Origin of the sequence: Pueribacillus sp. YX66 (assembly GCF_041725775.1) — a bacterium.
Taxonomy (GTDB): domain Bacteria; phylum Bacillota; class Bacilli; order Bacillales; family UBA6769; genus Pueribacillus.
The window spans coordinates 1-23,581 of record NZ_JBEUEL010000030.1 but is presented as its reverse complement, the minus strand read 5'-3'; the positions used below and the strand labels follow the sequence as shown (position 1 = coordinate 23,581).

General features: G+C 37.6%; 21 protein-coding genes and 1 other annotated feature. Of the genes, 14 read left to right on the top strand and 7 right to left on the bottom strand.

Features of this window, described 5'->3' with window-relative positions; genetic code table 11:
• Positions 1 to 102 precede the first annotated feature (102 nt).
• The 6 genes from mnmE to rpmH form a co-directional block, all read right to left on the bottom strand.
• A complete protein-coding gene (gene mnmE / locus ABU914_RS12275) occupies positions 103 to 1,479 on the bottom strand; it encodes a tRNA uridine-5-carboxymethylaminomethyl(34) synthesis GTPase MnmE (protein ID WP_379670024.1) in 1,377 nt (458 codons plus the stop codon).
• A gap of 301 nt (positions 1,480 to 1,780) precedes the next feature.
• A complete protein-coding gene (gene jag / locus ABU914_RS12270; protein ID WP_379670023.1) occupies positions 1,781 to 2,404 on the bottom strand; it encodes an RNA-binding cell elongation regulator Jag/EloR in 624 nt (207 codons plus the stop codon).
• On the bottom strand, positions 2,401 to 3,159 hold the full coding sequence (gene spoIIIJ / locus ABU914_RS12265) for a YidC family membrane integrase SpoIIIJ (RefSeq protein ID WP_379670022.1): 759 nt from the start codon (positions 3,157 to 3,159) through the stop codon (positions 2,401 to 2,403). The genes jag and spoIIIJ overlap by 4 nt, the downstream gene beginning before the upstream one ends.
• 25 nt (positions 3,160 to 3,184) lie before the next feature.
• Positions 3,185 to 3,424, bottom strand: coding sequence for a membrane protein insertion efficiency factor YidD (yidD, locus tag ABU914_RS12260; RefSeq protein WP_379670021.1), 240 nt, complete (start codon positions 3,422 to 3,424; stop codon positions 3,185 to 3,187).
• On the bottom strand, positions 3,421 to 3,804 hold the full coding sequence (gene rnpA / locus ABU914_RS12255) for a ribonuclease P protein component (RefSeq protein WP_379670020.1): 384 nt from the start codon (positions 3,802 to 3,804) through the stop codon (positions 3,421 to 3,423). The genes yidD and rnpA overlap by 4 nt, the downstream gene beginning before the upstream one ends.
• A gap of 69 nt (positions 3,805 to 3,873) precedes the next feature.
• Entirely contained in the window at positions 3,874 to 4,011 is a 138-nt protein-coding gene (gene rpmH, locus ABU914_RS12250; RefSeq protein ID WP_217222162.1) for a 50S ribosomal protein L34, read from the bottom strand.
• An 839-nt stretch (positions 4,012 to 4,850) separates the two neighbouring features.
• Here rpmH and dnaA point away from each other — a divergent pair.
• The 7 genes from dnaA to gyrA all read left to right on the top strand — a co-directional run bounded on the left by dnaA (position 4,851) and on the right by gyrA (position 13,947).
• On the top strand, positions 4,851 to 6,203 hold the full coding sequence (gene dnaA, locus ABU914_RS12245; RefSeq protein ID WP_379670019.1) for a chromosomal replication initiator protein DnaA: 1,353 nt from the start codon (positions 4,851 to 4,853) through the stop codon (positions 6,201 to 6,203).
• Between the two features lie 197 nt (positions 6,204 to 6,400).
• Positions 6,401 to 7,543 (top strand): DNA polymerase III subunit beta, encoded by a 1,143-nt coding sequence (gene dnaN / locus ABU914_RS12240; protein ID WP_379670018.1) that lies wholly within the window; start codon positions 6,401 to 6,403, stop codon positions 7,541 to 7,543.
• Positions 7,544 to 7,717: 174 nt separating this feature from the next.
• Positions 7,718 to 7,966: a S4 domain-containing protein YaaA gene (gene yaaA, locus ABU914_RS12235; protein WP_379670017.1), complete on the top strand. Its 249-nt coding sequence runs from the start codon at positions 7,718 to 7,720 to the stop codon at positions 7,964 to 7,966.
• Positions 7,967 to 7,980: 14 nt separating this feature from the next.
• On the top strand, positions 7,981 to 9,102 hold the full coding sequence (recF, locus tag ABU914_RS12230) for a DNA replication/repair protein RecF (RefSeq protein ID WP_379670016.1): 1,122 nt from the start codon (positions 7,981 to 7,983) through the stop codon (positions 9,100 to 9,102).
• A gap of 11 nt (positions 9,103 to 9,113) precedes the next feature.
• On the top strand, positions 9,114 to 9,383 hold the full coding sequence (gene remB, locus ABU914_RS12225) for an extracellular matrix regulator RemB (RefSeq protein WP_379670015.1): 270 nt from the start codon (positions 9,114 to 9,116) through the stop codon (positions 9,381 to 9,383).
• A gap of 26 nt (positions 9,384 to 9,409) precedes the next feature.
• A complete protein-coding gene (gene gyrB, locus ABU914_RS12220; RefSeq protein WP_379670014.1) occupies positions 9,410 to 11,332 on the top strand; it encodes a DNA topoisomerase (ATP-hydrolyzing) subunit B in 1,923 nt (640 codons plus the stop codon).
• Positions 11,333 to 11,466: 134 nt separating this feature from the next.
• Positions 11,467 to 13,947, top strand: a complete 2,481-nt coding sequence (gyrA, locus tag ABU914_RS12215; protein WP_379670013.1) for a DNA gyrase subunit A — start codon at positions 11,467 to 11,469, stop codon at positions 13,945 to 13,947.
• A gap of 18 nt (positions 13,948 to 13,965) precedes the next feature.
• Here gyrA and ABU914_RS12210 read toward each other — a convergent pair whose 3' ends face one another.
• Positions 13,966 to 14,919, bottom strand: a complete 954-nt coding sequence (locus tag ABU914_RS12210) for a YaaC family protein (protein ID WP_379670012.1) — start codon at positions 14,917 to 14,919, stop codon at positions 13,966 to 13,968.
• Positions 14,920 to 15,037: 118 nt separating this feature from the next.
• Between ABU914_RS12210 and guaB the strand changes: the two genes are divergently transcribed.
• The 7 genes from guaB (at position 15,038) to ABU914_RS12175 (ending at position 23,426) form a co-directional block, all read left to right on the top strand.
• Positions 15,038 to 16,498 carry an IMP dehydrogenase gene (gene guaB, locus ABU914_RS12205; RefSeq protein WP_379670011.1) on the top strand — a complete coding sequence of 487 codons (1,461 nt, stop codon included), beginning with the start codon at positions 15,038 to 15,040 and terminating at the stop codon, positions 16,496 to 16,498.
• Between the two features lie 101 nt (positions 16,499 to 16,599).
• Positions 16,600 to 17,901 (top strand): D-alanyl-D-alanine carboxypeptidase family protein, encoded by a 1,302-nt coding sequence (locus ABU914_RS12200; protein WP_379670010.1) that lies wholly within the window; start codon positions 16,600 to 16,602, stop codon positions 17,899 to 17,901.
• Between the two features lie 80 nt (positions 17,902 to 17,981).
• Positions 17,982 to 18,860, top strand: a complete 879-nt coding sequence (gene pdxS, locus ABU914_RS12195; protein ID WP_379670009.1) for a pyridoxal 5'-phosphate synthase lyase subunit PdxS — start codon at positions 17,982 to 17,984, stop codon at positions 18,858 to 18,860.
• A gap of 41 nt (positions 18,861 to 18,901) precedes the next feature.
• Positions 18,902 to 19,115, top strand: a binding site (T-box leader).
• Between the two features lie 52 nt (positions 19,116 to 19,167).
• Positions 19,168 to 20,442 (top strand): serine--tRNA ligase, encoded by a 1,275-nt coding sequence (serS, locus tag ABU914_RS12190; RefSeq protein WP_379670008.1) that lies wholly within the window; start codon positions 19,168 to 19,170, stop codon positions 20,440 to 20,442.
• Between the two features lie 851 nt (positions 20,443 to 21,293).
• A complete protein-coding gene (locus ABU914_RS12185; RefSeq protein WP_379670007.1) occupies positions 21,294 to 21,845 on the top strand; it encodes a GbsR/MarR family transcriptional regulator in 552 nt (183 codons plus the stop codon).
• Positions 21,846 to 21,849: 4 nt separating this feature from the next.
• Positions 21,850 to 22,506, top strand: a complete 657-nt coding sequence (locus tag ABU914_RS12180) for a cysteine hydrolase family protein (protein ID WP_379670006.1) — start codon at positions 21,850 to 21,852, stop codon at positions 22,504 to 22,506.
• Between the two features lie 17 nt (positions 22,507 to 22,523).
• Positions 22,524 to 23,426, top strand: a complete 903-nt coding sequence (locus ABU914_RS12175; protein ID WP_379670005.1) for a glycine betaine ABC transporter substrate-binding protein — start codon at positions 22,524 to 22,526, stop codon at positions 23,424 to 23,426.
• Positions 23,427 to 23,581 lie beyond the last annotated feature (155 nt).

Sequence of the window (23,581 nt, the reverse complement as noted above, 5' to 3'; positions counted from 1 at the left end):
AATGTCAATTACTCTTCTTAATACATACAGGGTGAGATAAAACTAACGTTTCTACAAACATAGATTTATATTTATATCCGGTTCTAAGACACTTGTGTACATTTATTTTCCTAAACAAAACTGTGAAAAAAGTTGATCAATTAAGCTTTCTGACACAGTGTCACCGATAATTTCACCGAGCAACTCCCACGTTCTCGTAATATCGATTTGCGCCATATCAATCGGCATGCCTTCTTCTAATGCAGAAATTGCATCTTCAATAGCATGTTTTGCTTGTTTCAACAAAGCAATGTGTCGCGAGTTTGAAACGTACGTCATATCTTGCGTTTCAATTCCGCTTGTAAAAAACAAGTTCGCAATCGATTCTTCAAGGCGATAAACGCCTTCTTCGTTTACTAACGATGTTGATATAATCGGAGTCTCTCCAGCGAGATCGTTCACTCTTTCAAGGTTTATTTTTTGCGGCAGATCGGTTTTATTCACAATAATTATCGTTTTATGTTGTTTTGTCGCTTGAATTAATGCTTCATCTTCTTCGCTTAGCGGTTCGGCATTGTTTAACACGAGTAAAATTAAGTCTGCTTCATTTAATATTTGTCGTGACCTTTCAACCCCGATTTTTTCAACAACATCTTCTGTATCGCGAATCCCTGCTGTATCAATTAATTTTAAAGGTACGCCACGAACGTTTACATATTCTTCAAGGACGTCGCGAGTCGTTCCAGGTATGTTAGTAACTATTGCTTTATTTTCTTGAACGAAACTATTTAATAACGATGATTTTCCAACATTAGGTCTCCCGACAATCGCGGTTGCTAGTCCTTCACGTAATATTTTTCCTTGCTTAGATGTCGTAATTAGTTTTTCAATTTCAATCTTCACTTCGTTTGTTTTTTCTAGCAACAATTGTTGAGTCATCTCTTCTGCATCATATTCCGGATAATCAATATTCACTTCAACGTGTGCAACCGTTTCAATTAACGTTTGCCTCAATGAACGAATGAGTTTTGATAATCGGCCTTCCATTTGGTTTAAAGCAACGGTCATTGCACGGTCTGTTTTCGAACGAATTAAATCAATAACCGCTTCTGCTTGTGATAAATCGATGCGACCATTTAAAAAAGCGCGTTTTGTAAATTCACCGGGTTCGGCTAGTCGCGCTCCGTTCGTTAATACAAGTTGTAACACACGATTCACTGAAACAAGGCCTCCGTGGCAATTAATTTCAACGACATCTTCACGTGTAAATGTACGCGGTGCTTTCATAACGGAAACCATCACTTCTTCAATCACTTCACCTGTATTTGAATCGACGAGATGACCGTAATGGATCGTGTGAGAATCAACGCTTTTTAGCAAATGAAGTCCTCGATAGATACGATCAGCGATTTCAATCGCTTCGTTACCACTTAAACGAACAATGGCAATTGCACCTTCTCCCATCGGTGTGGAGATCGCTGCAATCGTACTATGGTCCATTGCAGTTTTCACCTCTTTTTTATTGATAATCGTTATGTGAAATATCTAATGATAGTGGATACGTGCATAATCAGTACTAGTGAATAGTTATCCACTGTTGATAACTTCCCCTTTTAATCTTACTCAGTTTACCCGATTTTTACAAAAAAAAGCAAATTATACAACTGTTTATTTACAGTTTGAATCATTTTTAATTAAATGATATTAAAAATAAACGAGACATTGCCAAATATAACAGCATATAAAAAACTCCTAAAAAAGCAATGTGAGCTTTCTAGGAGCTTTAGAAATAACGATAATTTTATTGAGAAGAAACCGGAGAAATGACGATATGACGGTAGCTGCCTTCCCCTTTAGAATTTGTCGTTATCCCTTCTCTATCTTGTAACGCTGTATGAATGATTTTGCGTTCTTTCGCAGGCATCGGTTCTAATGATATGTTGCGATTTAACCGAATGGCCCTATCCGCTTGACGTTCGGCAAGTGCAATTAACGTTTGTTTGCGACGTTCACGATAGTTTTCTGCATCGAGGAAAATACGTTTATACGATTTAGATTTCCGATTTAATACTAGATTAGTTAAATATTCAAGTGCATTTAACGTTTGACCGCGTTTCCCGATTAAAATTGCAACTTTATCACTCATTAATTCAAATACAATGCCATCTTCTTCTTGTTTTTGCTGAATGGTAACAGAGATTCCCATCTTTGTGATGACAGTATGTAAATAAGCTTTTGCTTCTTCAATCGGATCATAAAGTTCCTTCACTTCAACGACAGCTGGTTTGCCACCTAGTCCTAAAAAACCTTTCTTCGCTTCTTCAATTACTGTCACTTCTACACGGTCAATGGTTACATTTAACTGGGTTAACGCTTGTTCAATCGCTTCTTCAACCGTTCTCCCTGTGACCGTTATTTTTTTCACTTTTTCGCCCCTCCCGTTGTTTTACTCTCAGTCTGAACATGTGGCCTATACATAATGAGTGTTTGTACGATCATAAATAAGTTACCCATTACCCAATATAACGATAAAGCAGCTGGGAAATTAATCGCAAAAATCACAATCATAATCGGCATAATGTAAAGCATTACTTTCATTTGCGGGTTCGGTGGCGCTTGACCCATCATAATTTTTTGTTGTGTAAACGTCGTAATCCCTGCTAACAATGCAAGAATATAGTCTGGCGACCCGAGACTAAACCATAAAAAAGTATGTTCTTTAATTTCAGCTGTTCGCATAATCGCATGATAAAATGCAACTAAAATTGGCATTTGCACTAAAATCGGCAAACATCCAGCAAGCGGATTGACCCCATGCTTTTGGAAAAGTTCCATCGTTTCTTGTTGAAGTTTTTGCTGCGTTTTCTGATCTTTTGAACTATATTTTTTTCTTAATTCTTCGATTTCAGGTTGAATGGCTTGCATCGCTCTTGAACTTTTCGTTTGCTGAATCATAAGTGGCAATAACACGAGTCGAATAATAATCGTAACGATAATAATGGCTAGTCCAAAGCTTCCACTAAAAAAATCAGCCATCCAAATTAATAGTTGAGATAGTGGAAAAACGAACCATTCATTCCAAATTCCTGTACTCTCTTCATTAATATCACTCAAATCTGTACAACCTGTTAAGACGACAAGTGCCAATAAGGCAAAAACGATGATGACTTTTTTTCTCACGCATAAATCCTCCTTAACAAACGAATCACTTCTTATCCATTTTCGTTTCTTCTTTTAATGGGACTGGATCGAAGCCACCTTGATGGAATGGATGGCAACGTGAAATCCGTTTAATCATTAACCATGTGCCTTTTATAATTCCGTGATATTGAATCGCTTCCATCCCATATTGAGAACAAGTTGGTTGATAACGGCACGTCGGAGGTAACATAGGTGAAATATACCGTTGATAAAACCGAATGATTGATAGCATAACGGTTTTCATAATCGTCCCCCTCTATGTCGTTGCTTACCTTGACCGTACGTTTTTGGTAACAATTTTGCAAGCTTTAAAATGTGAACGATACTACTTTTTACATTGTAAAAATTCATCGTTGCAGTTGGTTTTCTTGCTATGACAACGAAATCATATTCATTCGGTAAATCTGCTTTTAACTCTTTAAACGTTTCACGAATGAGACGTTTGACACGATTGCGAGTTACAGCATTTCCAATTTGTTTGCTTACAGATAAACCAATACGAAAATTTTTCTGTTTTGGTTTTTTTAATATGTATATAACAAATTGGCGATTCGCAGTCGATTTTCCTTTTTTAAATACGAGCTGAAAATCATTATTTTTTTTAATTCGATATGCTTTCTTCATTTTTTCACTCCGCATTGCTTAAATTTGCAATTGGTAAGTGGAAAAAAGGCCACTGACTTTTCAGTGGCCTTATGCTGACAATACTTTTCTTCCTTTACGACGACGGCGAGCCAATACTTTTCGCCCATTTTTTGTACTCATGCGGGCACGGAAGCCATGCACTTTTTTACGTTTTCTGTTATTTGGTTGAAATGTTGGTTTTTTCAATACGTCCACCTCCTCGAGGTCGTCCTTCTTTCTATAGTAGAGGTTGTTCAAAAAGTCTGGGAAGGTTAAAGCTGTGAATCACTTTCTTCAGCTTGCTCTTATACTGCTCACGTACTGAAAAACGTGCACGTCTAATGCACAACATAGAAGTCAATACATTCTGTACAGGGCCGTAAATCAGAGCAACGCTTCCTTGATCTTCGACGCACATAAAGTGCTAGTGTCAACATTACAACATATGCTCCTTTGCAATTTTACGACGAGTAATTGCAGTCGCAGACCGTTGTGTATTTAGTCGACTTTACCTCTCGTTGTCCTCCTTTTTGAACACGCATTATTAAACAATAATGTTCAACATCATGGACAGTCTTGCTAATTATAAGAAGAAATGAGCCATCATGTCAAGAAGATTCGATTATTTTCCATTATTAAATTTGATTTTAAGAGCTGTGGAAAACTTTTTTTATTCATATTGGAGTTATTCAACGAATTATCGACAAAATATTCACAATGTCGAATGTTGTTGAAAACAATATGAACATCCTATTAATCTTGTGGATAAGTACAAAACTTCCATTGCAAGTCAACTCTAGATTTGATATTCTAGTAATACTTCACTCTATGGATAAGTCTATTCACAAATTAAATTATGCACAGGTTGTTAATAACTTTGTGGACAATTATTTTTGGCTCTGTATTGTTCTTATCCACAGCTTGCGGAAAACGTGGACATTACATATAAATACAAATCGATATAGCCAGGTTAAAAATGGATGTACCAATCCTCCTGGCTATTCTATTTCTTTACTTTACATTTAAAACGAAAGGGGGACAAATTTGTGGAAAGTATTTCAGACTTATGGAGTAAAACATTAAAAGAAATTGAAAAAAAAGTTAGTAAACCAAGCTTTGAAACATGGTTAAAATCTACCCAAGCTCATTCACTTGAGGATGATCTTTTAACTGTCGTTGCGCCAAATATATTTGCACGTGATTGGCTTGAAAATCGATATTCTGCACTTATTTCAGAAATTATTCATGATATTACTGGAAGTCTATTACAAATTCGCTTTATCACTCCTCAACATGAAAATACTGAAATTGAAATGAATGAAAAACCAAAAAAAATGCCAAAACTTGTTGATTCTGATGAGGAAGTACCAAAAACAGCGTTAAACCAAAAATATACATTTGACACATTCGTTATTGGAAATGGTAACCGATTTGCTCATGCTGCCTCATTAGCAGTTGCTGAAGCTCCAGCAAAAGCATATAACCCTTTATTTATCTACGGTGGGGTTGGACTCGGAAAAACACATCTCATGCAAGCGATCGGTCATTACGTATTAGAACATAATCCAAGCGCAAACGTCGTCTATCTTTCATCAGAAAAATTCATGAATGAATTTATTAATTCAATTCGCGACAACGAAGCTGTCGATTTTCGGAACAAATATCGAAATGTAGACATCCTATTAATTGATGATATTCAATTCCTTGCCGGAAAAGAACAAACACAAGAGGAATTTTTCCATACATTTAACACACTACACGAGAATTCTAAGCAAATTGTTATTTCAAGTGATCGTCCACCGAAAGAAATTCCGACATTAGAAGACCGATTACGATCACGATTTGAGTGGGGATTAATCACAGATATTACCCCTCCTGACTTAGAAACACGAATTGCAATTTTAAGAAAAAAAGCAAAAGCTGAACGGCTTGATATCCCAAACGAAGTCATGATCTATATTGCGAATCAAATCGATACAAACATTCGTGAACTTGAAGGTGCACTCATTCGCGTTGTTGCTTATTCATCATTAGTTAATCAAGATATGAATGCAGAGCTCGCAGCTGAAGCTTTAAAAGATATCATTCCATCTTCTCGTCCAAAAGTGATTACAATCCAAGCGATTCAACAAGTTGTTAGTGAAAAATATAACATTAAGATGGAAGATTTCGCTGCAAAGAAACGAACAAAATCAATTGCATTTCCTCGCCAAATTGCGATGTATTTATCACGTGAATTAACAGATTTATCCTTACCGAAAATTGGAGAAGAATTTGGTGGAAGAGATCATACGACAGTGATCCATGCTCATGATAAAATCTCAAAATTAGTCAGCACTGATTCACATTTAAAACAAAATATTGAAGAAATTATTGCACAAATCAAAGCTAATCTGTAATGATCCACATGTGGATAAATGCGAATAACTTACGAATAAACTACTTCACATATTCACAGTTTACACACATGGGTTTCGCTACTACAATTCACAAATTTATTGTTTTCCACATATTCACAGTCTCTACTACTATTACTACTATATTTTAAAATAAATTAATAAATCTATTTCTTTAAAAGTTTTCAAGGAGGGCTTTCATGCAACTCATAATCGATCGGCAACAATTAATGAATGCTGTTCAAGATGTTTTAAAAGCCATTTCGACACAAACAGTAATTCCGATATTATCAGGGATAAAAATTGAAACTAAAAATGAAGGTGTATACTTAACTGGTAGTGATTCTGATATTTCAATTGAACGATTTATACCAAAGGAAGATGATGATGTTGAATATATAACAATTCAAAAAACAGGAAGTATTGTTTTACAAGCACGATTTTTCTCTGAAATTATCCGAAAACTTCCTTCAAGCACAGTTGAGATTACTGTAACAGAAGAATTCTTAACAAAAATTAAATCAGGGCACTCTGAATTTAGTTTAAACGGTCTTGATCCAGAGGAATATCCACGATTGCCAAATTTAGAAAGTGAACGATATTTTGAAATTGAAGCTCAAGCATTAAAAAATATTATTAGACAAACAGTATTTGCTGTTTCAACATCAGAAACTCGACCTGTTTTAACAGGGATCAATTGGACATGTGACAATCAAAAACTTCAATGTGTAGCAACAGATAGCCATCGGCTTGCTCTTCGACATGTTACGATTGAAAAAGCATCTGATAACTTATCATTTTCAAATGTTGTCGTTCCAGGAAAAAGTTTAAATGAATTAGCAAAAATTATTGAAAATAATTCTGATTTAATTAAAGCTGTTGTTACAGAACATTTTATTTTATTTAAAACAAAATATGTTTTGTTCTATTCACGTTTACTAGATGGTAATTATCCTGACGTATCAAAATTAATACCAACAGATAGCACGACGAGCATGGTTGTTAATACAAAATCGTTTTTACATGCGATTGAACGAGCATCATTACTTGCGAAAGAAGGCAGTAATAATGTTGTTAAATTAACGAACATTACTGAAAAAAATGTTGAAATATCATCGATTTCCCCTGAAGTTGGGAAAGTTGTTGAACAAATTAATTGTGAATCATACGAAGGAGAAGAATTACATATCTCATTTAGCGCAAAATATATGATTGATGCTCTCCGGGCTATTGATTCGCAAACAATTATTATCGATTTTACAGGAGCGATGCGCCCATTTTTACTTCGTCCAATCGATGATACTTCCGTGTTACAGCTTATTTTACCGGTAAGAACATATTAAAAAAATATGTAATAAGCTATTGGTCGATTTTAGCCCGATAGCTTTTTTCATTTAAGCAGCTTTAAGTTGCCATTTTTATCTTTTATTATTCAAAAACAATAAATTTTTAAGAAAACAGCTTATTATAACGTCTAAACAGCTCAAATCCCACTCTACTGATGCAAATCTCAATTTATGGTAAAATATATAGTTAAGGATGTGAATATATTGCGAAAAAACGTACAAATTCAAACCGACTATATTACGCTTGGCCAGCTATTAAAACAGACTGATGTTATTCAGTCTGGTGGAATGGCAAAATGGTTTTTACAAGAACATACAGTCATCGTTAACGATGAAGAAGAAGTGCGTAGAGGACGAAAATTATACGTTGGCGATCAAATTTCAATTGATGGTTACGGTGAATTTATAGTGACATCTTGATTGGAGGACCAACGTTGCATTTACAATCCATATCATTACTGAATTATCGAAATTATAAATATGCTGACGTTGCTTTTGATCCGAACGTTAACTTGCTCATTGGAGAAAATGCCCAAGGAAAAACGAACATGATGGAAGCCATTCATACATTAGCAATGACGAAAGGACACCGGACTCAAAAAGATAAGGAGCTCATTCGTTGGGATGAGAAATATGCTAGAATAGAAGGAACAGTAGAAAAAAACAGTGGAATCATCACATTGGAGATTACAATTTCTGAGTTTGGAAAAAAAGCTAAACTTAACTCTCTCGAACAAAGAAAATTAAGTAATTATATCGGTGCACTTAATATCGTCATGTTTGCACCCGAAGATTTAAATATTGTGAAAGGAAATCCAAGCATTAGACGGCGATTTCTCGATATGGAAATCGGACAAATCCAGCCCGTCTACATTCACGATTTAAGCCAATACCAAAAAATATTGCAACAACGGAATGCACTATTAAAAGATTTACAGCGAATGAGAAATCAAGAACAGCTCATCATGCTCGACATTTTAACTGAAAGTTTAACAGACTTAGCCGCAAAAGTCGTAAAACGCCGACTCTCTTTTCTTACGAAGCTTCAAAATTGGGCAGAAACGATTCACCACAATATTAGTCATGGAGAAGAAGAACTTCAATTAAATTACCTCCCCTCTGTAGACGTATCAGAACAAGCAACATTGTCGAAAATAGTAGAAGCATATGAAAATAAATTTGCTAAAATAAAAGATAGAGAGATCGATCGCGGGATGACATTAGCAGGACCTCACCGAGACGATGTTTTATTTTTCGTAAACGGAAAAGATGTGCAAACGTTCGGTTCACAAGGTCAACAGCGTACAACTGCATTAGCAGTTAAACTTGCGGAAATTGAATTGATTAAAGAAGAAGTTGGGGAATACCCTATCCTCCTTCTTGATGACGTGTTATCTGAACTCGATGAACATCGTCAATCACATTTATTAAATACAATTCAAGGAAAAGTTCAAACATTCGTAACGACGACAAGTGTAGATGGTATTCATCATGAAACATTACAAAAAGCGACACGTTATCACGTTTCCAAAGGTGAAATTATGAAACTGGAATGAGGTGGAACTCATTGTACATTCACTTAGGTGAAGATGTTGTTATTCGATCTAGCGACGTTGTCGCAATACTTGAATGGCAATCTTCTGATGAAATATATGAATATATCGAACATTTTAAAGAAGAAGATAAACTAGTCGATATTAGTGATAATGATACGAAATCGCTCGTTGTCACAACGAAGATGCTATACTTGTCACCATTATCATCACTAACTTTAAAACGACGTGCGTTAGATGAAACAGAAACGTATTTACTAAAGCTAGATGAAATCAATGAATGAAACTTGGAAATGTAGGTGGTAAAAAAATGTCATCTGAGCAACGAATGGAACAAACATATGATGAACATCAAATTCAAGTATTAGAAGGATTAGAAGCAGTTAGAAAACGCCCCGGTATGTATATTGGTTCAACGAGTTCCAGAGGGCTTCATCACCTCGTTTGGGAAATTGTCGATAACAGTATTGATGAAGCATTGGCAGGCTATTGTGATAAAATTATCGTTGCTGTTGAAGAAGATAACAGCATTGTTGTTGAAGATAATGGACGTGGTATTCCCGTCGGAACGCACGAAAAAATGGGACGTCCAGCCGTTGAAGTCATTTTAACAAATCTTCACGCAGGCGGAAAATTTGGTGGCGGTGGTTACAAAGTATCGGGCGGGCTTCACGGGGTCGGAGCAGCGGTTGTTAATGCATTATCAACCGAACTAGAAGTAACAATCAATCGTGATGGACACATTTATTCTCAAACTTTTAGCCGTGGTATACCAAATGGCGAGCTTAAAATTATTGGAGATACAGAACATACTGGTACAAAAATTCGATTTGTTCCCGATCCAGAAATTTTTACAGAAACGACGGAATTTGATTTTGAAATTTTAAAAACACGGTTGCGCGAACTTGCCTATTTAAATAGAGGACTTACGATCGTAGCTGTGGATAAGCGTGGAAATGGAAACGAGTTAGAATTTTATTATGAAGGTGGCATTAAATCGTACGTACAACATCTCAATCGTTCGCGTGAAGTACTTCATGATGAACCGATTTTTATTGAAGGAGAGCGTAACGGTATTTCCTTGGAAATTGCTCTCCAATACAACGATGGATTTATGAGTAATATTTATTCGTTTGCTAACAACATTAAAACACATGAAGGCGGAACTCATGAAGTCGGATTTCGAACAGCATTAACACGAGTTATTAACGATTATGCACGGAAAAGCGGTCTATTTAAAGAAAATGATGCAAACCTTTTAGGTGATGACGTACGTGAAGGAATAACGGCAATTATTTCCATTAAACACCCTGACCCACAATTCGAAGGACAGACGAAAACAAAGCTCGGAAATGCAGATGCGAGAACTATAACTGATTCACTGTTTAGCGATGAATTTTCAACATATTTACTCGAAAACCCATCTGTCGCACGACGAATTGTTGAAAAAGGAATGATGGCTTCAAGAGCAAGGTTAGCCGCAAAAAAAGCTCGTGAACTGACAAGAAGAAAAAATGCATTGGAAGTTAGTTCATTACCAGGAAAATTAGCAGATTGTTCTTCACGTGATGCATCGATATCTGAACTTTTTATTGTAGAAGGAGACTCGGCAGGCGGTTCGGCAAAAACAGGCAGAGATCGACATTTTCAAGCAATTTTGCCATTAAGAGGAAAAATTTTAAATGTCGAAAAGGCTAGACTTGATAAAATTTTATCAAATAATGAAATTCGTACGATTATTACCGCAATCGGAACAGGGATTGGCGAAGAATTTGATATTGAAAAAGCGAGATACCATAAAGTTTTTATTATGACGGATGCAGACGTTGATGGTGCCCATATTCGGACGCTATTATTAACTTTTTTCTACAGATATATGCGGCCATTACTTGAAAAAGGCTATATTTATATCGCGCAACCCCCTCTTTATCAAATTAAACAAGGGAAAAAGGTACACTATGCGTATAGTGATCGTGAGCGTGATGACATATTACAAGAACTTGGGGAAAAACCGAAACCTGATATCCAACGTTATAAAGGTTTAGGGGAAATGAATCCTGATCAACTTTGGGAGACAACGATGGATCCCGAAACGAGAACGACGTTGCAAGTAAATCTTGAGGATGCAATTGAAGCCGATGAAGTGTTTAATATTTTAATGGGAGATAAAGTCGAGCCAAGACGAGAATTTATTCAAGAAAATGCTCAATACGTTAAAAATTTAGATATTTAAATGTAAAGTCAACAAGAGACAAAGGTAAGAATTTTTACAAATTTTCACTGTGATGTCTCCAAACTTTTTGAACGTTGAGTAAAGAATTTTGGCAGTAGAATCTTGTCCTCGGAGTAGAGACGGAGGGTAAAAGCATGTCTGAGATTGAAAACCAAAGAGTTGAAGAAATTAATATAAGCGAGGAAATGCGAACGTCATTTTTAGATTACGCTATGAGTGTAATTGTTAGCCGAGCGCTACCAGATGTTCGTGACGGATTAAAACCTGTCCACCGTCGAATTTTACACGCGATGAATGAGCTTGGAATGACAGCTGATAAGCCATACAAAAAATCAGCAAGAATTGTTGGAGATGTAATTGGGAAGTACCATCCACATGGTGACGCTGCTGTTTATGAAGCGATGGTTCGTATGGCACAAGATTTTAACTATCGTTATATGCTTGTTGATGGACATGGAAACTTTGGATCTGTTGACGGTGATCCTGCCGCAGCGATGCGGTATACAGAAGCGAGAATGTCAAAAATTGCGATGGAACTTGTTCGTGACATTAACAAAGATACGATCGATTTTCAAGATAATTACGATGGTGCTGAGAAAGAACCTGTCGTATTGCCGGCAAGATTTCCGAATTTGCTCGTCAATGGTGCAGCTGGAATTGCAGTTGGAATGGCAACGAACATTCCACCGCACCATCTAGGTGAAGTGATTGACGGAGTGTTAGCAGTAAGCCACAATCCTCACATTAGTTTGCCGGAATTAATGGAAATTATTCCTGGTCCTGATTTTCCAACGGCGGGTAAAATTCTCGGAAGAGAAGGCATTCGTAAAGCATATGAAACAGGTAGAGGTTCAATTATCATCCAAGCGGAAGCCGAAATTATTGAAAATGACAACGGCACAAAAACAATTATTGTTAGCGAATTGCCTTTTCAAGTTAACAAAGCAAAACTGATTGAAAAAATTGCAGATTTAGTACGTGATAAACGGATTGATGGAATTACACATTTAGCTGATGAATCAGATCGAAACGGCATGAGAATTGTCATTGAAATTCGCCGTGATGCAAATGCAAATGTCGTCTTAAACAATCTTTATAAACTCACTGCTATGCAAACGAGTTTTGGAATCAATATGTTGGCCCTCGTCGATGGGCGTCCGAAAATTCTTTCGTTAAAAGAATGTTTGCAACATTATTTAGAACATCAAAAAGTTGTTATTCGTAGACGTACTCAATTTGAATTAAATCGTGCCGAAGCGAGAGCTCATATACTTGAAGGATTGCGAATTGCACTTGATCATCTAGACGAAGTCATCGCACTCATTCGTGCATCGGAAACGACTGATATTGCTCGTGAAGGCTTGATGACACAATTTTCATTAAGTCATGAACAAGCCCAAGCCATTCTCGATATGCGTTTGCAACGACTCACTGGCTTAGAACGTGACAAAATCGAAAATGAATATCAAGAGTTAGTAAAACTTATCGCTGAATTAAAAGCAATTTTAGCTGATGAAGAAAAAGTGCTTGACATTATTCGCGAAGAGTTAACAGAAGTGAAAGAAAAATTTGCTGATGAGCGTCGGACTTCGATTGAAGCAGGATTCAATTTAATCGAAGACGAAGATTTAATTCCGAAAGAAAATATTATTATTACGTTAACCCATAACGGCTATATTAAGCGTCTTCCAATTGACACGTATCGGAGCCAGCGCAGAGGCGGTCGCGGCGTACAAGGAATGGGAACGAACGAAGGTGACTTCGTTGAGCATTTATTTACAACATCAACGCACGATACCGTTTTATTTTTTACAAACAAAGGAAAAGTATACCGTCTTAAAGGGTATGAAATTCCTGATTATGGCCGAACAGCGAAAGGAATACCGATCATTAACTTACTCCAAATTGAAAAAGATGAAATGATCACAGCTGTCATTCCGATCCATGAATTTACAGAAGGCTGGTATTTGCTCTTCGTAACGAAGCATGGAATTACGAAACGAACCGATCTTTCAGCATTTGCAAACATTCGTCGCGGCGGGTTAATCGCGATTAATTTCCGCGAAGATGATGAACTTATTTCGGTGCGATTAACCGATGGAAGAAAGGACGTCATCATTGGAACGAGAAAAGGGATGGCGATCCGATTTCATGAACAAGACGTTCGTTCAATGGGAAGAACAGCTACGGGAGTGAGAGGAATTCGCCTTCAAAAAGACGATAAAGTCGTTGGAGCAGGGATTTTAGAAGACGATCAAGACGTCTTAGTCGTAACGGAAAATGGATTTGGAAAACGAACACAAGCAAATGAATATCGTGTACAAGCTCGCGGTGGTTCAGGAATTAAAACAGTTAATATTACCGAACGCAATGGCGATGTTGTATCGTTAAAAACAGTTTCAGAAGAAGATGACTTGATGATTATTACGGAAAGCGGGATTTTAATACGTACATCCGTTAGCGGTATTTCCCAAATGGGAAGAAATACGCAAGGGGTAACGCTCATCCGCTTGGATGAAGGTGAAAAAGTCGGTACGGTTGCACAAGTGAATGATGAAGATGAAAATGATGACGTTCTTGATGAAGAAGAGCATCATAATCATGATGAACAATGACAAAAAACGAAGCTTGCTTTAGCTTCGTTTTTTTAAATAAAGCGCGAGTATATACGGGGTTTTCGTTTCACTAATGAGCAAAAAGCGGCGGATAAACGGAAGATCGTTACTTGAAAATGAATGAAAAAGGTCATTCCACCATTCTGTTTCATAGCGACAAATCATGCTTAAATTGTAAAGCAATAAATAATGCATGATAATCTCTTGCATCGGTTTAAACGATTCACGTTTCGTCGGAATATAATAGCCGTCAGACGCGTGAAAAAGAAACGGTGCACAATGCAGCGGGTGGTCTATATTTGTTTTAAGTACGATGTTTTTCTCATCTTTTTGCTGAAACAAAACGGGAAGTGGACTGTTTGTTATGAAAAACTCTTGAAACCTACGCTTTGTCATATGTAAGTCATCCAAAATCGATACTGGAATGTGGAACGTACCGTCGGATTTTCGTTCTACCCGCACACTTGGCGGTTGTTTACCACTCATCTGAAAAATCGGATTCATCTCAGGTATTTTTGCAAAAAGAGATTCCATATTGAATCGATCATTCGTTAAGTCATCTTGAAATAAATGCGCAGCAAAGTGACGCAGAAGTCCATCCTTTTGAATTTTTACTTCATCTTGCAAAAAAGAATAATCTCGTTTTTTTCGTTTTCGGGTTGATACGCCGTGAGCGAGTACAGATGTCGTCGCCGGATATTGTGGATCAACGGTTAATAGACATGCTTTAATAAGCTGGACCATTCCGTAGAAAAGTAAAACAGGCTTAAGTTCATCAGGAGCTTGTTTAGCAAGTCTATAATATTTTTTTCCGTGCTCGATGTAATAAATAAACGTATAACAGTTGTCATAGCTTTTTAAATCTGCATTTGGAATTTCGCGCCGTGTATAGTGATCTCTTAAAAAAGAATGTACGATAGAAGTCGATTGAAAGGAATTTAAAAATGTCCAAACTTCACGTTCAACTTGCATGAAAACACCTCAAAATCATTTGAATTCTCTAACAAATTTTTGCTGTCTTGACAGTATTTTGCCCAATTGATAAGCTACTAATTAATCTTTAGGCTGAATAAAAAGGAGATGCTAATCTGTGTGGGAGGACAAGTTTGCGAAAGAAAGCTTAACGTTTGATGATGTGCTATTAATTCCTCAAAAGTCGTCGATATTGCCTCGTGATGTCTCCGTAAAAACTAGATTAAGTGAAAAGATTACGTTGAATATTCCAATTATTAGTGCGGGAATGGATACGGTAACGGAAACGGATATGGCGATTGCGATTGCACGTCAAGGTGGACTTGGGATTATTCATAAAAATATGTCAATTGATGAACAAGCTGAAATGGTTGATCGCGTGAAGCGTTCGGAGAGTGGTGTCATTACAGATCCATTTTATTTAACACCTGAGCACCAAGTGTTTGATGCCGAACATTTGATGAGTAAGTATCGTATTTCTGGAGTGCCCATTGTTGATGAAAATCGCAAGCTCGTCGGGATTTTAACGAATCGAGATCTACGTTTTGTTGAAGATTATTCGATCGTAATTAACGAAGTGATGACGAAAGAAAATCTCGTAACTGCTCCTGTCGGAACGACACTAAAAGAAGCGGAAAAAATTTTACAGAAACATAAAATTGAAAAGCTTCCTCTCGTTGATACAAACGGAATTTTAAAAGGTTTAATTACGATCAAAGATATTGAAAAAGTGATTCAATATCCAAACTCTGCAAAAGATTCACAAGGAAGATTACTTGTAGGTGCGGCTGTCGGTGTTACAAAAGATACGTTCCAGCGTGTCGAAAAGCTCGTTGAAGTAGGCGTAGATGTTATCGTTGTTGATACGGCTCACGGACATTCTGAAGGTGTGCTTCATACTGTTCGTGACATTCGCGAAAGGTATCCAGAACTCGATATTATTGCAGGTAACGTTGCAACAGCAGAAGCGACACGCGATTTAATCGAAGCTGGAGCAACAATCGTAAAAGTTGGAATCGGTCCTGGTTCAATTTGTACGACACGTGTTATAGCAGGGGTCGGTGTTCCGCAAATTACTGCTGTTTATGACTGTACCACGGAAGCGAAAAAACATGGAGTTGCGATCATTGCTGATGGTGGGATTAAATACTCTGGTGATATCGTGAAAGCCATTGCGGCTGGTTCTCATGCAGTTATGCTCGGAAGCTTGCTTGCCGGAACGGAAGAGAGCCCTGGTGAACGGGAAATTTTTCAAGGCAGACAGTTTAAAGTATATCGAGGCATGGGGTCAGTTGCTTCAATGGAAAGAGGAAGCAGTGATCGGTATTTCCAGGAAAATAATAAAAAGCTTGTTCCTGAAGGAATTGAAGGACGTGTCCCGTTTAAAGGACCGCTTGCAGATACAATTCTTCAACTTATTGGTGGATTGCGTGCAGGCATGGGGTATTGCGGTACAGACTCGATTGAAGCATTGCGTGAAAAAAGTAAATTCACAAAAATTACAAATGCAGGGTTAAAAGAAAGCCATCCACACGATGTACAAATCACGAAAGAAGCTCCAAACTACTTTCTTGATTAAGTCTGTTCATTTCATATGATAGAGGCATCGCCTCTATCTATTTTTTTATTTTATATTATGTTAAAATAGCAAATGTGTTATTCTCAAGGGAGGTACTAGGAATGAGAAATATTCGACGAATTATTTCATTCGTTTTAGCGATTTGTTTTATACATATATTTGCTTTTTCTTCCGATGTTCAAGCACAAGAAAGTGTCGATATTCAAGCTGAAGCTGCGATTTTAATTGATGCCGATTCAGGGAAAATTTTGTACGAGCAAAATGCGGATGAAAAACTCGCGATCGCAAGTATGACGAAAATGATGACAGAATACCTCGTGTTAGAAGCGATTAAAAACGAAGAGATCGAATGGGACGATGAAGTGCCAATTAGTGATTATGCACAACAGGTATCACAAAATTACAGTTTGTCGAATATTCCTTTGCTAGAAGATGTGAAATATACAGTTAAGGAACTTTACGAATCGATGGCGATTTATTCAGCCAATGGTGCAACGATTGCGTTAGCAGAACTTGTCGGTGGTTCGGAAGCTAACTTTGTACAGATGATGAATGATAAAGCCGAAGAATTAGGCTTAGGTGACGTTACGTTTGTTAATACGACAGGCTTAAATAATAAAGATTTATTCGGACAACATCCGGCAGGTAGTGAAACTGAAGAAAACATGATGTCCGCTCGTTCAACTGCCCTTCTCGCTTATCGTCTTCTGCATGATCATCCAAACGTGTTAGAGACGGCGAGTATTCCTGTTAAAAATTTTACAAAAGGATTGGACGACCCTTTAGAAATGTTGAACTGGAATTGGATGCTTGACGGACTTGATCTCGCATATCCAGGTGTAGACGGTTTAAAAACAGGTTCAACTGATTTGGCAGGATTTGCGTTTACTGGAACGGTACAAAAAGGTGATATGCGTTTCATTTCGGTTGTTATGAAAACAAACTCTGCGATTTCTCGGTTTCGTGAAACAGCCAAATTGTATGACTGGGGATTTAGTCAATTTTCGAAACAAGAAATTGTACCAGAAGGATACAAGTTTGAGAATAAAACCGTCCCAGTTGTAAAAGGTAAGCAAAAGGAAGTAGCAGTTCAAGCAAAATCTTCATTTAGCATGCTCGTTCGAAATAACGAGAAAGATTTATATAAGCCAGAGTTTACATTAGATAAAAAGAAGTTTGACGATGATGGAAATCTCGTTGCACCATTTGAAAAAGGCGAAAAAATTGGAACCGTGACGGTAAAATACTCTGGTGAAGGAAGCGATTATGGTTTTATTACGGATAAAGTCGCAACGTCTGAACTCGTTACGGTAGAAGAAGTGAAAAAAGCGAATTGGTTTACATTAAGCATGCGTGCGATTGGAAATTTTTTCGGAGGGCTATGGGATAAAATTATAGGTTAATCATACTTTTATGTTGTCAGAAATTAACAGATTTAGTAATATTTAAAGAGTAATGGATTCAATTCCTAGGAGGAATTATAATGTCAAAAGAATACGGTACAAAAACGAGACTAACAGAAATAAAAAAAGGTGGCGTCATTATGGATGTCATCAACGCAGAACAAGCGAAAGTAGCAGAAGCTGCTGGTGCGATTGCGGTGATGGCACTTGAACGTGTACCTGCAGACATTCGTGCTGCTGGTGGGGTGGCTCGCATGGCTGACCCGACAATTGTAGAAGAGGTTGTAAACGCCGTTTCGATTCCGGTAATGGCGAAAGTAAGAATTGGCCATATTGTTGAAGCAAGAGTACTTGAATCAATCGGCGTTGATTATATTGATGAGAGTGAAGTATTGACACCGGCTGATGAAGAATATCACTTAGAAAAACGCAGTTATGAAGTACCATTTGTATGCGGAGCACGAGATCTCGGTGAAGCGTTACGCCGTGTAGGTGAAGGTGCGTCAATGCTTCGTACAAAAGGAGAGCCGGGAACAGGCAACATTGTGGAAGCGGTACGACATATGCGTCTTGTTCAAAAGCAAGTTCGTCAAGTAGCTAACATGTCAAAAGATGAATTAATGACAGAAGCGAAAAATTTACAAGCTCCGTACGAACTTTTGTTACAAGTGAAAGAATTAGGACGTCTACCTGTTGTCAACTATGCAGCTGGCGGTGTAGCAACACCAGCTGATGCAGCGCTTATGATGGAAATTGGAGCGGACGGTGTGTTTGTCGGTTCAGGTATTTTTAAGTCGGATAATCCTGAACGTTTTGCGCGTGCGATTGTAAAAGCAACAGAGAATTATCAAGACTATGAGCTTATTACTGAGTTGTCTAAAGATTTAGGAGCAGCTATGAAAGGGATTGACATCGCTACGCTTGATCCGGCACAACGTATGCAAGAACGGGGATGGTAGTCCGGAGGGTAGAAATCAGAAGCCAAAGATCAGATGAATAAGAGAAAACGTTGATAGGAGCTAGTAGTATATCGGGCTTGTTCAGAAAGTCGGTGGTTGCTGTGAACCGATCAAACCGATGTGTGAATCCATCCTTGAGTGAAATGTTGAAAAAATGTAGGCATTTCCGGACAGAGGACCGTTATCCTTTGAAGTGGCAGATGAATACGTCTGCAAGTAGAGTGGCAACGCGGGAGGTAGGCTCTCGTCTCTTAAAAAAAGAGACGGGAGTTTTTTGTATTTTTTTAAAAAACTAGGAGGGTATAACATGCTTGACATTCGACGTTTACGTGAAAATTTTCAAGAAATAAAAGCTACGTTAGTCCATAGAGGAGAAGATTTAAGTGGGCTCGATCAATTTGAAGAGCTTGACCGTAAAAGACGTAATCTTATTCAAGAAACAGAAAGACTAAAGAAAGAACGAAACGAAGTATCAAAAAAAATTGCGGAATTAAAACGGGCAAAGAAAAATGCGGATGAATTTATTACAGAAATGCGCAATGTAGGGGATAAAATTAAAGCATTTGATGAAGAATTGCGTGAAGTTGAAGAAGCGTTGCAGCAATTGCTCTTACAAATTCCAAACGTGCCGCACGAAAGCGTCCCGATTGGAAAAGATGAAAATGAAAATGTTGAAGTGCGTAAATGGGGCAATGTTCGAAATTTCTCATTTGAGCCGAAGCCACATTGGGAGCTTGCAGCTGAATTAGACATTTTAGATTTTGAGCGAGCGGCAAAAGTAACCGGTAGCCGTTTTGTATTTTACAAAGGATTAGGTGCTAGACTTGAGCGGGCATTGCTGAATTTTATGATGGATTTGCATGCTGATGAACATGGTTATGAAGAGGTGCTTCCACCATATTTAGTGAACCGTATGAGTATGACCGGAACAGGCCAGTTGCCGAAATTTGAAGAAGATGCGTTCAAAATTCGTGAGGAAGATTACTTTTTAATTCCGACTGCAGAAGTACCGGTCACAAACATGCATCGGGACGAAATATTAGAAGCAGATGATTTACCGAAAGCATACACAGCATACAGTGCATGTTTCCGTTCTGAAGCAGGTGCAGCCGGACGAGATACACGAGGGCTTATTCGTCAGCATCAATTTAATAAAGTTGAACTTGTCCGGTTCGTAAAGCCAGAAGATTCGTATGCAGAGCTTGAAACGTTGACTGGACATGCGGAAAAAGTGTTACAATTATTGAAGCTGCCGTATCGCGTCATGAATATGTGTACAGGTGATTTAGGCTTTACAGCAGCAAAAAAGTATGACCTTGAAGTGTGGATTCCAAGCTATGGAACATACCGTGAAATTTCGTCATGCAGTAATTTTGAAGACTTCCAGGCGAGACGTGCAGGTATTCGCTTCCGTCGTGATCGAAACGGTCGTCCTGAATTTGTGCATACATTAAACGGTTCAGGGCTTGCAATCGGACGAACTGTCGCCGCCATTCTAGAAAATTATCAGCAAGAAAACGGTACAATTGAAATTCCAGAAGTGCTTCGTCCGTATATGGGCGGGAAAGAGAAAATTGATTAAGGCAGATACGAAGTCTGCCTTAATTTTAGTTTTTCCGAGTAATTAGCAGATGGTCAACCGTCTTAGCGACATAAGCCGAGGCATGAAAAAGGCTTGGACTAATGCTCGTGCAGTGGCGCTAATCAATTTTAAATGATTGAGTGACGGCAATAGCTGCATGTGCAGCAACCGAAATATTTTTTATGAATATATGGTCAATTGATTGTATTAACTTCTCAATAGCAATCGCAGTCTTCCTCAGTTTCCGCTATATATATATATGTCCATGACATCTTTATGAAGATATTTGAATTTACTTGATAGAGATGTTTTTTATAAAAGTAATTTGAATACGATTCCAGCGCAAGTGCCTGCAATTTTTCTAAGTTCCTCGTGTCCATGGAGCGTTACTTTCAAATCGCTAATACAGAACAATTGGTTCAGGTGAAGTTTTAATCTTTATCTGAAGCAGCCGCCCTTAACTCCTACTTATTAGAAGTGGAAGTCTTAGTAACGCTGCGGTGATAAATTGTCAGTCGTTTCGTATTCAGATTGTCCGATGATGATAGAATCAATGCTCAACCCATTTGTGCAACTATACCGTTTAAACTAAGCTGTTAAATTGCCTGCCTACGTTATTATGTTGAGTTTCTTTACTGATTGTCAAAAACTGTAACGCCTATTCCGATGAATGTAATCGTGAGGAAAGCTAGAATGGATCAACTATAATATGCATTCTTCATCACAATCCCTTTTAACAAAAACTCATTATATTCTAACACAACAGAAAAATATGCCATTTGACACAATATATATAATTTGTTTAAATTTAATTAAACAGATTAAATAATATAGATGAAAGAATGGTGTCTATGGAAAAAAACAATCATTCTTCAAAAATCGAAGAAATGCAAGACGTTATTATTAGTGCAATTGCACAGACGATGGTTATTTACGGAGTTTCAGTTTCGGTCGGGAGAATTTACGGCGTACTTTACTTCTCTGACGTTCCGATGACAATCGATGAAATTAAAGACGAAGTCGCGATGAGTAAAGCGAGTGTCAGCAATGGTTTGCGTGAATTGCTAGAAATTGAAATGGTATCAAAAGTGTGGAAAAAAGGTGAACGAAAAGATCACTTTATTGCTGAAAAAGATTTTATTCGTAATTTGCTAACATTTCTCGTAAAAAATCTACGTCAAGAACGGACATTGCTATATAAAGCGATTGAGCAGGCAAAGCCAGTATTTGATCGGATTTCAAATGATACGAGCATAGATGAAAAATTCCGTGAGCAAGCAAAACAAAATTTAAAGTACATTGCTGAAACTGAAGATTATATGGATTGGACGATGCGGTTTAGCAACGCGATGGAAACAGGCGACATTTTTACGTTCATTTCAAAAGAGAAAGAGGAGGAGTAAACCATTGCCAGAAAAAGCATTAGTTTTAATTGATTTACAAAAAGAGAGCGGCTTCGGTATCGAAGATATTGATGAAGTGATTAACAATACGAAACTTTTAATTGAAGCATGCCGCGAGCGTGGCATTCCAATTATTTACACACGGCAAATTAATCGTAGTGATCGTGTCGGACTGTCGAACGGTGAGCCGATTGATGGAGAAGAACAGCCGATTTACTATAACGACTTAACAGATGCGATTGATATTTTTGACGAAGTAAAACCCGAACTGGGCGATATCGTCATTGATAAATATCGCTGGAGCGGATTTTTTGAAACAAATTTAGAAGGCACGTTAAAAAGTCTCGGTGTTAAGAACGTGATTATTGGCGGGCTTGTGACAGATGGTTGTTTAATGACGACGGTATTTGACGGTTATTTCCGTGATTACCAGATGAATATCGTGAAAGATATGTGTGCAACGACAAATGCTGGTGCACATATGGCATCGCTATTAATTATGGCGAATTGGATTTACGATCTGCGTGTGTTTAACACGTCTGAAGCAGTCAATTATGTGCAAGGGGATTCGTACAAAGCATGGACTGCTACACACCCAGATAGTTTGCAATTTACTCCTGAAACGATGCGAGAGAAATTTGAAAAATTAAATGGAAACTAAGAGAAAGGTGATTTTTCGTGAATATTCGCAGATTTTTGCGTATGGTTATGATTTTAATACTTGCAATGCTATTAGTTGCTTGTGGCGGCGATAACGGTGCACAAACGCAAGGAAATTATGACGGAGAAGAAACCGAAAAAGACAAAATTGTATTTGGAATGACAAGCTGGACAAGCACGGAAGTTCCAACGCATATCGTTAAGAAAATTCTTGAAGAAGTAGGTTATGAGGTAGAATTTGTTACGTCTGAGCAACCGATTATTTTTTCTGGCTTAGTGAATGAAGAAATCGATTTCTTTATGGATGCATGGCTTCCACACACTGAAAAGGAGCTTTGGGAAGAATATGGTGATAAATTAGAAAAGGTTTCAGTCAGCTATGAAAATGCCCCACTCGGCTGGGTTGTTCCGACCTATGTCGAAGAAGATTCGATTCCTGATATTAAAGAAAACAGTGAAAAGTTTAACGGGAAAATTTACGCTATTGACTCGGGCGCTGGAATTACCGTCATTTCTGATCAAATGAAGATTGATTATGAATTGAATGATTATGAAATTGTTCACTCAAGTGAGACAGCGATGATGTCACAAGTTGAGAAAATGATTCCGAATGAAGAGCCACTTATTTTCGTAGGTTGGCGACCACACTCGATGTTTGCTCGCTATGACTTGAAATTTCTTGAAGATCCGCTTGAATCGTTTAAAGAAGATTCCATTTATGTCATTTCTTATAAAGGAATTCAAGAAAAACATCCAAAAGCGTATAATATCTTATCAAACTGGAGCATTGAAATTGAAGACCTAGAAGAAATGATGTTAAAATATGAACAAGATGGCACTCCAATCGAATCGCTAGCGGAAGAATGGATTGACAGCCACGAAGAACAAGTTCAAAAAATGATAGACGCAGCTGACAATTAAGCGATGAAGGCAGTTCTTTTTTGAGAGCTGCTTTTCATCAGGTCTGAGGAGTAAAAATTCTTCGAGATAATCTTCCCCCAACATGTGATAAATATGGGATAATTTAACTGTATTTATCAAAGATTGGGGGATTTTAAAATGCTTACTCGAAAAGA

Excerpts from the sequence above, each read along its gene's own strand:
- mnmE (WP_379670024.1), bottom strand. The coding sequence starts at position 1,479 with ATGGACCATAGTACGATTGCAGCGATCTCCACACCGATGGGAGAAGGT.
- yidD (WP_379670021.1), bottom strand. The coding sequence starts at position 3,424 with ATGAAAACCGTTATGCTATCAATCATTCGGTTTTATCAACGGTATATT.
- rnpA (WP_379670020.1), bottom strand. The coding sequence starts at position 3,804 with ATGAAGAAAGCATATCGAATTAAAAAAAATAATGATTTTCAGCTCGTA.
- dnaN (WP_379670018.1), top strand. The coding sequence starts at position 6,401 with ATGCAACTCATAATCGATCGGCAACAATTAATGAATGCTGTTCAAGAT.
- yaaA (WP_379670017.1), top strand. The coding sequence starts at position 7,718 with ATGGTAAAATATATAGTTAAGGATGTGAATATATTGCGAAAAAACGTA.
- gyrB (WP_379670014.1), top strand. The coding sequence starts at position 9,410 with ATGTCATCTGAGCAACGAATGGAACAAACATATGATGAACATCAAATT.
- gyrA (WP_379670013.1), top strand. The coding sequence starts at position 11,467 with ATGTCTGAGATTGAAAACCAAAGAGTTGAAGAAATTAATATAAGCGAG.
- ABU914_RS12210 (WP_379670012.1), bottom strand. The coding sequence starts at position 14,919 with ATGCAAGTTGAACGTGAAGTTTGGACATTTTTAAATTCCTTTCAATCG.
- ABU914_RS12200 (WP_379670010.1), top strand. The coding sequence starts at position 16,600 with ATGAGAAATATTCGACGAATTATTTCATTCGTTTTAGCGATTTGTTTT.
- pdxS (WP_379670009.1), top strand. The coding sequence starts at position 17,982 with ATGTCAAAAGAATACGGTACAAAAACGAGACTAACAGAAATAAAAAAA.
- serS (WP_379670008.1), top strand. The coding sequence starts at position 19,168 with ATGCTTGACATTCGACGTTTACGTGAAAATTTTCAAGAAATAAAAGCT.
- ABU914_RS12185 (WP_379670007.1), top strand. The coding sequence starts at position 21,294 with ATGGAAAAAAACAATCATTCTTCAAAAATCGAAGAAATGCAAGACGTT.